Here is a 13,047-nt window from a genome sequence, read left to right as displayed (position 1 = left end):
ACGCGCTGTTAAACAACGTGAATAACAATAAAAAGAGGTCATCGGAATGAGCGAGCCAGCAAGCCCTGTTCGTGTAGCAGTCGTGCAATTCGATCCACAAGTTGGCGTCGGCAATCGCCAGGACAATCTGCATCGCAGCCTGGAGCTGGCCGAAGAGGCGGTAAAAGGTGGCGCCAATCTTATCGTCCTGCCTGAGCTGACCAGCACGGGCTATTTTTTCAGCAACCGCCAGGATGCGTTTGCGCATTCCGAAGGCGTACCGGACGGTCCAAGCGTCCGCCTATGGATAGAGTTCGCCCGCCAGCACCGCATCTACCTGGTCGCCGGCCTGGCCGAACGTGACGGCATGCAGCTGTTCAACACCGGCGTGCTGGTCGGGCCTGACGGTTTCATCGGCAAGTACCGCAAAGCCCATCTGTGGAATCTGGAAAAGCTCTGGTTCACCCCCGGCAATCTGGGCTTTCCGGTGTTCGATACCCCAATCGGGCGCATCGGATTATTGATCTGCTGGGACATCTGGTTTCCGGAGGTACCGCGTCTGCTGAGTCAGCAAGGTGCAGACATCATCTGCAGTCTGAACAACTGGGTCTGGACGCCACCGCCGCTGTTCGATGACGCAGGCAAGTGCATGGCCTCGTACCTGACGATGACCGCCGCACACGTAAACAACGTGTTTATCGCCGCCGCCAGCCGTATCGGCGAGGAGCGAGGGGCGCGTTACCTGGGTTGCTCCCTCATTGCCGGGACCCATGGCTGGCCGATTGGCGCGGTGGCCTCGGCGGACCAGCAGGAAATCCTGTTCGCCGACATCGACTTGACCAGCGCCCGCAGTGCGCCGATCTGGAACAGCCTTAACGACCTGCATCGCGACCGCCGTGCCGATCTCTACGATCCGATGCTCGGTTATCGCCTGCATCCGTGCCTGCCGCGCTGACCGGAGGGACGACTGATGCATACCTCAACCGAAAACAACCGTCTGGCGCGACGCTCGCTATTCGATATGGCAGTCATCCTGCTACTGATCGTCTTGTCGCTGCTGGTGATCTGGCTATCACTGACTCACCGAATGCACGGGTCGGCTCACTGGCCCGGGTACAGCGATCTGCTGAAGGGTTTTCCCGCACCCAGCGCCTGGCTGCGCTGGGTGCTCGGCGACATCAGCGAAGTGGCCTTCTACAAACACGAGCTGGCGTCCATCGGCCTGTTGGCCGGCGCCTACCTGGCCTATTGGGCGAACCGCACGCGCCAGCGCTGGCAAGGCTTTGCCATCTGCTACGGCAGCGGTCTGTGGCCCTGGCTGGTCACCAGTTCGCTGCTCGGGTTGCTGCTGAGCAACCTGTTGTGGGGCTGGACAGTGACCGCCACGAGCTGGCAACCGACCTTTGCCGCGTTCGTTTCACTGCCGGCGGCGATGGTGCTGATGTTTGGTGGCGGCTGGAAGGTCACGATCAACGGCGCCATCATGGGCGCGGTGCTGGTGACGCCGATGTGCCTGCTGATGGTCAATTACGTGTGCAACCCGCTGGCGTTGCCGGTGGTGATCGGCAACGTTACGGGGATGGCGGTCGCCAGTGTGGTGGCCTTCCTGCTCTGTCGGTACCTGCCCGGCCTCGTCAGTTCGGCGCATGTGAGCGAGCCGCCGGCCGCGCCCGTGCCCTTGCAGACGCCGGACTACGGGATGATCTGGAGCTTGCGCCGGGTTCTCGCCGACTTTTCCGAAGCACCGTTCTACGGCAATGAGTGGGCCAGCCTCGGCCTGATCCTGGGCGCGTTGCTGGCGTTTACATTGAACCCGGCGAGTCCGGTCTACGGTTCGATGCTGCTGCCGCAACTGATCGGTGCCCAGGCGCTGACCTCGGCGATAGGCGTGGTGATCTGGCGGCGCAACTGGATGGAACACGGCTGGTACCCCACTTACATCCCGCTGGTGTCCGTGGTGCCGGCTGCGCTGCTCACCTACGGCGGCAGCTGGCAGGTGATCGTCATGAGCGCGCTGCTGGGCGCCCTGATCGCGCCGCCGCTGGCCTGCGAAATATCAAGGCGCCTGCCGGGCTATATGCATGGGTACATTGGCAATGTGCTGTCGATGGCGATCAGTACGTTGTTGATCATTCCGTTTGTTGGCTTCCTGATCACCCACTGAAATGCCGCCCCTGTAGGAGCGAGCTTGCTCGCGATGGCGGTGTATCAGTCACCATTGATATCGACTGACACACCGCATCGCGAGCAAGCTCGCTCCTACAGGGGAGATGAAACCGCCTACGGCTTGTGCGCCCGCGACAGGAATTCGTGGGACTGCATTTCCAGCAGGCGGCTGAGGGTGCGCTGGAACTCGAAGTTCAGGCGACCGCCGGTGTACAGGTCCTTCAGCTCGACCTCGGCCGAAATGATCAACTTGACGTTACGGTCGTAGAATTCGTCGACCATGTTGATGAAACGTCGGGCGATGTCGTCGGTGGTCACGCTCATCTGCTCGACGCCGCTGAGCAACACGGCGTGGAAGATCTTGCCCAGTTCGATGTAGTCGTTCTGGCTGCGTGGACCGTCGCACAGTTCGCGGAAATCGAACCAGGCCACGTCATCGCAGGTGCGCAAGGCGCGGATTTCGCGGTTCTCGATGATCAGCACATCGTTCTCGACCGCCGCCGTGCATTCCGGGGTCAGCGCGCGGAAGCTCTTGCGCAGGCTTTCGTGGGACGCCTCGTCCAGCGGGAAGTGGAACAATTCCGCCTGTTCGAGGTGGCGCAGACGATAATCGACGCCGCTGTCGACGTTGACGATCTCGGTATTTTGCTTGATCAGCGCGATGGCCGGCAGGAATCGGGCGCGTTGCAGCCCGTCCTTGTACAGACCGTCCGGCACGATGTTCGAGGTGGCGACCAGGGTCACGCCATTCTTGAACAACTCTTCCATCAGCGTACCGAGGATCATCGCGTCGGTGATGTCGGAAACGAAGAACTCATCGAAGCAGATCACCCGCGATTCGGCGGCGAAGCGCTTGGCAATGATGGTCAGCGGGTTTTTCTCCCCGCCCAGGGTCTTCATTTCTTCATGCACGCGCTTCATGAAGCGGTGGAAGTGGGTACGGGTCTTTTCCTTGAACGGCAGTGCTTCAAAGAAAGTGTCGACCAGATAAGTCTTGCCGCGCCCTACGCCGCCCCAGAAATACAGGCCCTTGACCGGGTTCTGATCTTTCTTGCCAAACAGTTTGCTCAACAGGCCTGGCTTGTTCTGATCGGCTGCGATCAGATCGTCGTACAGGCGCTGCAAATGACGCACAGCCGTTTCCTGCGCAGCGTCATGGAAGAACTCCGGGCGTTTCAGATCAGCTTGATATCGTTCTAGGGGCGTCATAATTCGTTAGCAAGGCAACAAAAACGGGCCGTCACTGTAGCGATGGCCCGGGAGAATGGCAATCAGCCCTTGGTTTGGCCGTGCCGTCGTTTATTCCTGAACCGGTGTCAGGGCGACCCGCAATGCGTCAATTGCGCTATCACGAGCGGCACTGTCGGCGAAGGTCGGACTGTCGGCGACGCACTCGCCTTCCAGCCAGACACTGAAGCTCAGCGCATCGCTGCGCACGTCCAGAGGCTGCCCCGCTTGCAACTGCTTGCTCACCTGGCCGGCCGCTTTGCCGTCGGCGAAGTTGCGCGAGAGCAGCAGTTGCTCGCCATCGGCCGCCAGCAGACGGAAACGGAAACTGCCATCGTCTTCACGGAAGCTGACAAAACGCGCCGCTTTCGCGGCTTTCTTCCTGGTGGTCGCCGCGACTTGCGCCTGCGCCACGAAAGAACGCAAGCCCACCGCTTCACGCAGTTCGTTGAGGAACGGCGTCGCCACTGCACGAGCCTTTTTCGCACCGTGTTGCAGAATGTCTTCCAGGTCCGCCGGGCGCTCGATCAGCTGTTGATAACGCTCACGGGACTCGCCCAATTCGTTGTCCAGCAGTTGGAACAAACGGTTTTTCGCCTCGCCCCAACCCAGGCCCTGCAGCAGTTCGCTGCGGAACTCGTCGGCCTGCGCCGGGGTGGCGAAGGCCTGGAACAGGGTGAACAGATGCGAATTGTCCGGATCTTTCGCTTCGCCCGGGGCGCGGGAGTCGGTGACGATCCGCGAAATCGCGTCTTTCATGTCCTTGGCGCTGCTGAACAACGGAATGGTGTTGTCGTAGCTTTTCGACATCTTCCGACCGTCGAGGCCTGGCAACGTGGCCACGCTCTCCTCGATCAGCGCCTCGGGCATGGTGAAGAATTCCTTGCCCTGGCCAAACAGGTGGTTGAAGCGCTGGCCGATGTCGCGGGCCATTTCCACGTGCTGGATCTGGTCACGACCGACCGGGACCTTGTGGGCGTTGAACATCAGGATGTCCGCTGCCATCAATACCGGATAGCTGTACAAGCCCATGGTGATACCGGCATCCGGGTCTTCGCCGGTCTCGACGTTCTTGTCCACCGAGGCCTTGTAGGCGTGGGCGCGGTTGAGCAGGCCCTTGGCGGCGACGCAGGTCAGCAGCCAGGTCAGCTCGGGGATTTCCGGGATGTCGGACTGGCGATAGAACGTCACGCGCTCGACATCCAGGCCACCGGCCAGCCAGGTCGCAGCGATTTCCAGGCGCGAGCGCTGGATGCGCAACGGGTCATCGCACTTGATCAGGGCGTGATAGTCGGCCAGGAAATAGAACGAATCGGCATTGGCGTCACGGCTGGCGACGATCGCCGGGCGGATGGCGCCAGCGTAGTTGCCCAGGTGCGGCGTGCCGGTGGTGGTGATGCCGGTGAGGATACGGGTACGAGTCGTCATGGGTAATCGCTTGTCAGACTGCAATCAATTCGAAAGACGCGGCAGGATAAGATCCTTGAGATCGGTCAGCTTGCCATGAAAAAAGTGTCCGCATTCTGCCACTTTCAGCAGCTCATGGGGGCGCTGGAGTTGCGCGGACCAGTCGTAAACGACTTGCGGCTCGATGACTTCGTCGGTTTCCGGCTGGATCAGGGTCAGCTCGCCGTGCTGCGGCAGTTGATCCTGATCGCCCAGGCGCATGACCGCCGGCGCCACCATGAACAGATGCTTGAGCTGCTCGCCGCTGGCTTCCAGACGCCCGCCGAGGCTGGCGGCGACAAAACCGCCAAAGGAAAAGCCGAACAGGGTCAGGGGCAGGGCCGGGTGTTTTGCCCGCAGCCAGGCCGCCACCGCCTGGGCATCATCGACCTCGCCGGTGCCCATGTCGTGGCTGCCGGCGCTGGCACCGACGCCTCGGTAATTGAAACGCAAGGTAATCAAACCGGCATCGCGTGCGGTGCGCTGCAGGGTCGACACGACTTTATTGAGCATGGTGCCGCCCTGCACCGGGTTAGGATGGCAGATCAACGCCACACCGCGAGGGGCCTCGACTTCCAGGTAGAGGGCTTCCAGTTGACCCACCGGGCCATCAATCACTACAGGGGTTTCGCGCATAAGCAAGAAAGGAACTCCGTGACCTTGATTCCGGTCGACTCGTCTAGCAAATTGTCTGTGCCAGTGTATTGCGAGTGAATCGCGGTATACAGCGCAGGTTCGAGCCGTTAACGTAAAGCAAAGCCGTTTATAGAGGAAGGACTCGTGGAACACTCGCTCTTAGTTTGGTTGTTGCCGACTCTTGCCCTGGTTGTGGGTGTCGCCGTTGGTTTCCTGATCGCTCGCCTGGTGCCCAATGCAGCGCCGAGCAGCACACAACGTCAGCTGGATGACATTCAGGAACGTTTCGACAGTTATCAGAACGAGGTGGTCACCCACTTCAACAGCACCGCATCACTGGTCAAGAAACTGACTCAGAGCTACCAGGAAGTGCAGGATCATCTCGCCGAGGGCGCCAACCGCCTCGCCCTGGACGAGCAGACCCGCCAACGCCTGCTCGCCTCGTTGCATTCCGAAGCGACGGTGGCAGCCCCACGTGAACGCCTGACGCCACCACGCGACCAGGAGCCGCCTCGCGACTACGCGCCGAAAGCCCCGAACGCACCGGGCATGCTGGATGAGCATTATGGCTTGAAGAAGTAATCAACCTTCGCGCCAATGAAAAGCCCCCGGACAGGTGATGTCCGGGGGCTTTTTTGTGTCTGGTGGTTTGAGGGTGAATGTTCTGGCCCTATCGCGAGCAAGCTCGCTCCTACAGGGGCCTGCGGTGCTCTTGTAGGAGCGGGCTTGCCCGCGATGAGGCCATAAGTATCAACACAAAAACCCTCAGCCCAACACCTCCTGCGCCACCTGATCAATCGCCTGCTTGGCAATGCCCACAATCAGGTCCGCCTCCGCCTCGGTCAGTACCAAAGGTGGTGCAAACCCCAGGATGTCGCCATGAGGCATCGCTCGAGCAACCATTCCGTGTTCCAGGCAAGCCGCCGAGACCTTCGGACCCACCTTCAAAGCCGCATCGAATGGCGTACGCAGCTCGTGACCGGCCATGAACTCGACGGCGGCCAGCATGCCGTCCCCGCGCACTTCGCCCACCAGCGGATGGCCTTCGAGGGTTTCGCGCAGCCGCCGATTGAGATAGGCGCCCACCTTGTCGGCATTGTCCGTGAGGTTTTCCCGCTCGAGGATGTCGAGGTTGGCCAGTGCCGCCGCCGCACAGATCGGATGCCCGGAGTAGGTCCAGCCATGGCCCATGGGGCCTTGGGATTCAGAAGCTTTTTCGATCACGTCCCACACCTTTTCGCCGACGATCACCGCTGACAACGGCGCGTAGGCACTGGTCAACCCTTTGGCGGTGGTGATCAGGTCCGGGCGCATGCCGTACCGCTGACTGCCCATTTTCGAACCCAGGCGACCAAAGGCGCAGACCACCTCGTCGGCAATCAACAACACGTCATATTTGCTGAGGACGGCCTGGATCGCGTCCCAATACCCGGCTGGCGGTACGATGATGCCGCCGGTGCCCATCAGCGGTTCACCGATGAACGCGGCCACGGTGTCCGGGCCCTCGGCCAGAATCATCTTTTCCAGTTCGTCGGCGCAATAACGCACGAACGCCGCCTCATCCATGCCGATTGGCGCCTTGCGATACCAGTGTGGGCAAACGGTGTGCTTGATGCCTTCGGCTGGCAGGTCGAAATGCTGGTGGAAACTGGGCAGGCCGGTCAGGCTGCCAGTCATGATGCCCGAGCCGTGGTAGCCACGGTCGCGGGAGATGATTTTCTTCTTCTGCGGCCGCCCCAGGACGTTGTTGTAATAACGCACCAACTTGATCTGGGTTTCGTTGGCATCGGAACCCGACAGACCGTAATAGACCTTTTTCATACCGTCGGGCGCCCAGTCGATGATGCGGCTCGACAGTTCGATGATGGCTTCGGTCGAATGGCCGACGTAGGTGTGGTAATACGCCAGTTCCTTGGCCTGCTTGTAGATGGCGTCCGCCACTTCGGTACGGCCATAACCGATGTTCACGCAATACAGCCCGGCGAAGGCGTCAATCAGCTCCCGGCCTTCGTGGTCACGGATGCGGATGCCCGACGCGCTCTTGATGATGCGTCCCTTGAGCGCACCACTGGCATGGTCGTGGGCGTGGGTCGACGGGTGCATGAAGTGGGCACGGTCTTGTGCGAACAGCGAGTCGAATTCTTGGTTCATGGCAATCTCCTGAGTACGGGCCTTAGAACTGGCCTTGATGGTGCAAGCAAAAGTATTTGGTTTCGACAAAGGCTTCGAACCCTTCCGTGCCGCCTTCCCGGCCCAGCCCCGACGCTTTCATGCCACCGAAGGGGATTGGATGGCCGGTGAACTTGACGCCGTTGACCGCGACCATCGCATGGTCGAGGCGGCGGATCAGCGGGTAGATCAGGTCCAGGCGATTGGAGCAAATGTAGGCCGCCAGACCGTATTCGGTGTCGTTAGCCATATCGATGGCCTGGTCGAGGGTGTCGAACGGCATCACCCCGGCAATCGGCGCGAAGTTCTCTTCGCGGTAAATGCGCATCTGAGGGGTGACATCGGCCAGGACCGTAGGCTGGTAGAACAGACCGCCGAGGGCATGGGCTTCGCCTCCGACCAGCCGCTGCGCCCCCTGCTGCAAGGCATCGGCCACCCGCTCGGCGGTCACGTCAAAAGCGGCCTGATGCATCAACGGGCCGATCTCGACCTGCTGCTCGCGATCGCCGAGCATGGCCGGGCCAACACGTAGCTCACGTACCGCGGCAGCAAAGCGCTGGAGAAATTGCGAATAGATCGATCGCTCGACCATGATCCGGTTGGCTGCGCAGCAATCCTGACCGGAGGTCTGGAACTTGGCTTGCACCGCGACTTTCACTGCCAGCGCCAGATCGGCGTCGGCGCAGACAATGAACGGCGCGTTGCCGCCCAGTTCCAGCGCGACTTTTTTCACGTCCTGGGCAGCGGCCTGCAGCACCAGTTGGCCGACACGAGTCGAGCCCGTGAAACTCACCGAACGTACGCGCTTGTCCTGCACCAGGGTTTGCATGGCCATCTGCGGCTCGCCCAGTACCACGTTGAACACCCCGGCCGGAAAACCGGCTTCTTCGGCCAGTTGCGCGAGGGCGAAGGCCGAGTACGGGGTTTCGTGGGCCGGTTTGATAACCACCGTACAACCGGCAGCCAGGGCGGCAGCGGCCTTGCGGGTGATCATCGCCGAAGGGAAATTCCACGGCGTCAACAATGCGCAGACACCGACCGGTTCCTTGACTGTGCCCAGGTGAGCACCGGGAATGTGGCTGGGAATGTTCTGCCCATAGAGGCGTCGGGCTTCTTCGGCGAACCACGGGATGAAACTCGCGGCGTAGGCGATTTCACCGCGCGACTCGGCCAGGGACTTGCCCTGCTCCAGACTGAGAATCCGCGCCAGATCTTCCTGGTGCTCGAGGATCAACGCCGCCCAACGCCGCAGAATCACCCCGCGCGCATCGAGGCTCTGTTCGCGCCAATCGTTAAACGCCCGGTGCGCGGCATCGACAGCCGCGACGATTTGCGGCTGATCGAGCATTGGCACATGGCCAATCAAGGTCTGGTCAGCCGGGTTGTGCACGGCGATGCTGTGGCCACTGTCGCTGTGCACCCAATGGCCATCGACGTAGCAAAGCGCTTTGAACAGCAGGGGATGTTTGTAGGTCATGGCGTGAACTCCGAACCGTGTGCGTGGAGTCCATGCTAGGGCAGCAGAAGGTCGGACAATTGCGGTTTGGAGGGGGGTGGGCAGGTGGTTTTTTCTGATTGAGCAGTACCAGACAGCAGATTTCCGTGGTGATTGGAAAATCAGGATTCCTGAGACAACTCAGCCGGCAACGCCCCAGCCGTCTTGATGGTCTTGGTGACGATGTAGGTGAAGTAGCGCTCGATGCCCAGGTCATCGAGCAGCAGTTGGTCGATGAAGCGCTGGTAATGGTCGATGTCCGGCGTCTGGATCATCGCCATGTAATCGACACCACCGCCGGTGGCGTAACAGAAGGCCACTTCGGGCGCGTCGTTCATCCGTTGCTCGAAGCGCCGCATGTCCTGCGCGGTGTGCCGGGCGAGAGTGATTTCCACCAGCACCTGCTGGCTCTTGAACACCGCGCCCCAGTCGATCTGCGCCCAATACCCCTTGATCAGGCCGAGGGCTTCCAGCTTGCGCACGCGCTCCCACGCCGGGGTGACCGACAGGTTGATCGCCTCGGCCAGGCTCGATTTGGTGATACGCCCGTCGTCAGCGAGGATTCGCAGGATTTTCAGGTCGTAGCGATCGAGTTTGTGCATGGGCAAAGAGCTCCTGGAAAATAAAGCCCCCTGTAGGAGCGAGCTCGCTCCTAAAGGGGGTACATGGTGTCAGTCCAGTATGTCCGCAATCACCGCAATGGTATCGCCACACTGCACCAACCCTGGAAAATGCCTCGCGGCCAGCAGGCCGCTGCGGGCCGCGCGATACTCCACCGGGGCCACACCGCTGCGGGTCGCGTCGTAGACCCGGGCGATGACTTCGCCCTGATTCACGGTGTCACCCAGGTCGCGACACATTTCCAGCAGGCCTTCGTGCTCACTGGCGATAAAACAATCACTGCCGGGCATGTCGAGCATGACCGATGGCCCCGTTTGGACTTCACCTTCAAGAATCCCGGCATGCACCAGCAGGTTACGCACGCCCCGCTCGGCGATCGCCACACTGCGTGCGGTGGACGAGCCGCCGCCACCCAATTCCGTGGTGACGAACACTTTGCCCTGCGACTCGGCAGCCGTGTCGTACATCGCCTCGGCATCCAGCTCCAGCATGCGCATGCTGTAAGGCGCGTTGAATGCACGCATACCGGCCTCGCAGCGGGCCTGCTGTTGTTTGTCCGGCAACACATGGCACGCGGCGAATGGCAGGAAGTCCAGGGTGCGCCCGCCGGAGTGGATGTCCAGCACGATGTCGGCCAGGGGCAACAAGGTGCGGGTGAAGTAGTCGGCGATCTTCTCGGTGACCGTACCGTCCGGTTTGCCGGGAAAACTTCGGTTGAGGTTGCCCCTGTCGATGGGCGACGTACGCCGCCCGGCATGGAACGCCGGGGTGTTCATGAACGGAATGATGATCACCCGTCCGCTCACCTCGGCGGCCGTCAGTTCTTGAGCCAGTTTGCTCAGGGCCACCGGTCCTTCGTATTCGTCGCCATGGTTGCCGCCGGTGAGGAGCGCGGTCGGCCCTTCACCGCGCGCGATCACCGTGACTGGAATCATCACCGCACCCCAGGCCGAATCGTCCCGGGAATACGGCAGTTTGAGAAACCCGTGTTGCACGCCTTCACGGTTGAAATCCAGCGTGGTACTGATCGGGTTGGCAGGCAGATCGCTCATGGGCTCAATCCTTCACGAACAGTTGGCGCGGCACGTTGCACAGTGTTTCGACACCCGTCTCTGTGATCAAAATGCTCTCGGTGATTTCCAGCCCCCAGTCGTCCATCCACAGACCGGGCATGAAATGGAACGTCATGCCCGGTTGCAACACGCTGGTGTCGCCGGGACGCAGGCTCATGGTGCGCTCGCCCCAGTCCGGCGGGTAGCTGATACCGATCGGGTAGCCACAGCGGCTGTCCTTGTGAATGCCGAACTTCTCCAGCACCTTGAAAAAGGCCACGGCGATGTCACCGGTGGTGTTGCCTGGTTTGGCCGCTTCCAGGCCGGCGGCGATGCCTTCGACCACGGCTTTTTCGCCCTCGAGGAAATGCTGGGGCGGCTTGCCCAGAAACACCGTGCGCGACAACGGGCAGTGATAGCGCTTGTAGCAACCGGCGATTTCAAAAAAAGTGCCGGCGCCTTTTTCGAACGGCGAATCGTCCCAGGTCAGGTGCGGCGCGCTGGCATCGGCACCGGTCGGCAACAACGGCACGATGGCCGGGTAATCACCGCCATGGCCGTCGGCGCCCTGGATGCCGCTGCTGTAGATCTCCGCCACCAGATCGTTCTTGCGCATGCCCGGTTCGATCCGTTCGAGGATCCGCCCATGCATGTTTTCGACGATACGTGCAGCGATGCGCATGTAGGCGATTTCCTGTGGCGACTTGACCGCCCGCTGCCAGTTCACCAGCCCGACTGCATCGATCAGCCTGGCCTTGGGCAGGTTTTTCTGCAGCGACAGGTAGGCGGCGGCGCTGAAATAGTAGTTATCCATCTCGACGCCGATGGTCAGCGCATCCCAGCCACGGGCAGCGATCACTTCCCGCGACAGGTAGTCCATGGGATGGCGCTCGCGGGACTGCACATAGATGTCCGGGTAACCGACGATGTTTTCCTGCTGCATGAACACCGTGCGCTTGGCGCCGTTGGCGTCCTGGCCACGACCAAACCACACCGGCTCGCCATCCAGGGCCAGCAGCACGCATTGGTGAACATAAAATGACCAACCGTCATAGCCAGTCAGCCAGGCCATGTTCGACGGATCGGTGACCAGTAACAGCTCGATGCCCTGGGCCTGCATGGCCACTCGCACCTTGGCCAGCCGCTGGGCGTATTCCTCCCGGGTGAACGGGAGATTGACGACTATCTGAGACATGCACCTGCCCTCTTGAAGATGAAGCGGGATAAATGACGCGCGGATAAAAAAGCGGATTAGCTGCCGAACTGAAAACCCTTGCCCGCCGAGCGCGCGCGTTCGAACGCCAGGTTGGCCATCGCCGTGTCCTGGGCGCCAGTGCCGGTGAGGTCGCACAAGGTGACCTGCGAGGCCTGCGTGCGACCGGGCCGCTGGCCAGCCAGCACCTGCCCCAATTCGGCAAAGCTCGACGCGTCGCTGACAGCACCCGCCGCGAGGGCGTGATGCAACTCGCCGAGGATGCGGGTCTGGCTCAAACGATCGGCCACGTAGCAGTCGACCTGCGCCAGCGCTTGCGGGGCAATTTCGTTTTTATGCTCGGCGTCCGAGCCCATGGCGGTGATGTGCAGACCGGGATGCAAATGGCGCACATCGATCAACGGCTCACGACTGGGCGTGCAGGTGACGGCGATATCGACGTCGGCCATGGCCTCGTCGATGCTCGTGCAGGGTTTGACGTCCAGGCCACTGTCACGGGCCAATTCGACGCTGAAGGCTTGGGCCTTGGCCCAATCCCGCGCCCATACCCGCACGCTGTCGATGGGCCGCACAAGCCGCAGGGCCTGCAACTGCAAGGCCGCCTGCTCCCCGGCACCCATCAGCGCCACGCTGCGGCTGTCGGCCCGCGACAATGCCCGCGCCGCCACCGCCCCCGCTGCCGCCGTGCGCACCGCCGTGAGATAGCCGTTGTCCAGCAGCAAAGCATCGAGCAGGCCAGTGCGTGCCGACAGCAACATCATCATGCCGTTGAGGCTGGGCAGGCCGAGTTTCGGATTGTCGAAAAAACCCGGGCTGACCTTGATCGCAAAGCGCTCCAGCCCCGGCAGGTAGGCAGTCTTCACATCCACCTCGCCATTGTGCTCGGGGATGTCCAGCCGCAGGATCGGCGGCATCGCGACCGCCGCGGTAGCCAACAGCACGAAGGCTTGCTGGATGGCTTCGATACTGGCCAGATCCAGCGCCACACAGGCGCGCAGATCGGCTTCGCTCAACAGGGTGATTTCACTCATCAACGGGCGCTC

Annotated in this window: 12 protein-coding genes; 3 read left to right on the top strand and 9 right to left on the bottom strand. The window is 61.5% G+C overall.

Annotation, left to right across the window (positions count from 1 at the left end):
- Nucleotides 1-46 precede the first annotated feature (46 nt).
- Nucleotides 47-934, top strand: a complete 888-nt coding sequence (locus tag AB4N64_RS00560; protein ID WP_460121039.1) for a nitrilase family protein — start codon at nucleotides 47-49, stop codon at nucleotides 932-934.
- Between the two features lie 15 nt (nucleotides 935-949).
- Nucleotides 950-2,143 carry a hypothetical protein gene (locus tag AB4N64_RS00555; protein ID WP_460121038.1) on the top strand — a complete coding sequence of 398 codons (1,194 nt, stop codon included), beginning with the start codon at nucleotides 950-952 and terminating at the stop codon, nucleotides 2,141-2,143.
- 116 nt (nucleotides 2,144-2,259) lie between these two features.
- Here the strand turns inward: AB4N64_RS00555 and zapE are convergent, their stop codons facing one another.
- From zapE to AB4N64_RS00540, 3 genes are all read right to left on the bottom strand, one after another.
- Entirely contained in the window at nucleotides 2,260-3,354 is a 1,095-nt protein-coding gene (zapE, locus tag AB4N64_RS00550; protein ID WP_460121035.1) for a cell division protein ZapE, read from the bottom strand.
- A 90-nt stretch (nucleotides 3,355-3,444) separates the two neighbouring features.
- Nucleotides 3,445-4,800 (bottom strand): tryptophan--tRNA ligase, encoded by a 1,356-nt coding sequence (locus AB4N64_RS00545; protein WP_460121033.1) that lies wholly within the window; start codon nucleotides 4,798-4,800, stop codon nucleotides 3,445-3,447.
- A 24-nt stretch (nucleotides 4,801-4,824) separates the two neighbouring features.
- Entirely contained in the window at nucleotides 4,825-5,454 is a 630-nt protein-coding gene (locus AB4N64_RS00540) for an alpha/beta hydrolase (protein ID WP_460121031.1), read from the bottom strand.
- A gap of 144 nt (nucleotides 5,455-5,598) precedes the next feature.
- Here AB4N64_RS00540 and AB4N64_RS00535 point away from each other — a divergent pair, with 144 nt between their 5' ends.
- The gene (locus tag AB4N64_RS00535) at nucleotides 5,599-6,036 is read left to right on the top strand and encodes a Z-ring associated ZapG family protein (protein ID WP_460121029.1); all 438 of its coding nucleotides are present in this window, start codon (nucleotides 5,599-5,601) and stop codon (nucleotides 6,034-6,036) included.
- A 183-nt stretch (nucleotides 6,037-6,219) separates the two neighbouring features.
- Here the strand turns inward: AB4N64_RS00535 and AB4N64_RS00530 are convergent, their stop codons facing one another.
- From AB4N64_RS00530 to eutC, 6 genes are all read right to left on the bottom strand, one after another.
- Nucleotides 6,220-7,605 (bottom strand): aminotransferase, encoded by a 1,386-nt coding sequence (locus AB4N64_RS00530; protein WP_460121027.1) that lies wholly within the window; start codon nucleotides 7,603-7,605, stop codon nucleotides 6,220-6,222.
- Between the two features lie 22 nt (nucleotides 7,606-7,627).
- On the bottom strand, nucleotides 7,628-9,100 hold the full coding sequence (locus tag AB4N64_RS00525; RefSeq protein WP_460121025.1) for an NAD-dependent succinate-semialdehyde dehydrogenase: 1,473 nt from the start codon (nucleotides 9,098-9,100) through the stop codon (nucleotides 7,628-7,630).
- 140 nt (nucleotides 9,101-9,240) lie between these two features.
- Nucleotides 9,241-9,720, bottom strand: coding sequence for an Lrp/AsnC family transcriptional regulator (locus AB4N64_RS00520; protein WP_460121023.1), 480 nt, complete (start codon nucleotides 9,718-9,720; stop codon nucleotides 9,241-9,243).
- A 69-nt stretch (nucleotides 9,721-9,789) separates the two neighbouring features.
- Nucleotides 9,790-10,791, bottom strand: coding sequence for a N(2)-acetyl-L-2,4-diaminobutanoate deacetylase DoeB (gene doeB / locus AB4N64_RS00515; RefSeq protein WP_460121021.1), 1,002 nt, complete (start codon nucleotides 10,789-10,791; stop codon nucleotides 9,790-9,792).
- A gap of 4 nt (nucleotides 10,792-10,795) precedes the next feature.
- On the bottom strand, nucleotides 10,796-11,986 hold the full coding sequence (doeA, locus tag AB4N64_RS00510; RefSeq protein WP_460121019.1) for an ectoine hydrolase DoeA: 1,191 nt from the start codon (nucleotides 11,984-11,986) through the stop codon (nucleotides 10,796-10,798).
- A gap of 56 nt (nucleotides 11,987-12,042) precedes the next feature.
- Nucleotides 12,043-13,035: an ectoine utilization protein EutC gene (gene eutC / locus AB4N64_RS00505; RefSeq protein WP_460121017.1), complete on the bottom strand. Its 993-nt coding sequence runs from the start codon at nucleotides 13,033-13,035 to the stop codon at nucleotides 12,043-12,045.
- Nucleotides 13,036-13,047: the final 12 nt, after the last annotated feature.

The sequence above is a fragment of the Pseudomonas sp. S2_C03 genome (genome assembly GCF_054668405.1).
Note: the sequence above shows the minus strand (reverse complement) of the source record. Positions and strands in the feature narration are given on the sequence as shown.

Bases quoted from the DNA above. Each gene is read 5' to 3' on its own strand.
- AB4N64_RS00560 (WP_460121039.1), top strand. From the start codon at position 47: ATGAGCGAGCCAGCAAGCCCTGTTCGTGTAGCAGTCGTGCAATTCGAT.
- AB4N64_RS00555 (WP_460121038.1), top strand. From the start codon at position 950: ATGCATACCTCAACCGAAAACAACCGTCTGGCGCGACGCTCGCTATTC.
- zapE (WP_460121035.1), bottom strand. From the start codon at position 3,354: ATGACGCCCCTAGAACGATATCAAGCTGATCTGAAACGCCCGGAGTTC.
- AB4N64_RS00545 (WP_460121033.1), bottom strand. From the start codon at position 4,800: ATGACGACTCGTACCCGTATCCTCACCGGCATCACCACCACCGGCACG.
- AB4N64_RS00540 (WP_460121031.1), bottom strand. From the start codon at position 5,454: ATGCGCGAAACCCCTGTAGTGATTGATGGCCCGGTGGGTCAACTGGAA.
- AB4N64_RS00530 (WP_460121027.1), bottom strand. From the start codon at position 7,605: ATGAACCAAGAATTCGACTCGCTGTTCGCACAAGACCGTGCCCACTTC.
- AB4N64_RS00525 (WP_460121025.1), bottom strand. From the start codon at position 9,100: ATGACCTACAAACATCCCCTGCTGTTCAAAGCGCTTTGCTACGTCGAT.
- AB4N64_RS00520 (WP_460121023.1), bottom strand. From the start codon at position 9,720: ATGCACAAACTCGATCGCTACGACCTGAAAATCCTGCGAATCCTCGCT.
- doeB (WP_460121021.1), bottom strand. From the start codon at position 10,791: ATGAGCGATCTGCCTGCCAACCCGATCAGTACCACGCTGGATTTCAAC.
- doeA (WP_460121019.1), bottom strand. From the start codon at position 11,986: ATGTCTCAGATAGTCGTCAATCTCCCGTTCACCCGGGAGGAATACGCC.
- eutC (WP_460121017.1), bottom strand. From the start codon at position 13,035: ATGAGTGAAATCACCCTGTTGAGCGAAGCCGATCTGCGCGCCTGTGTG.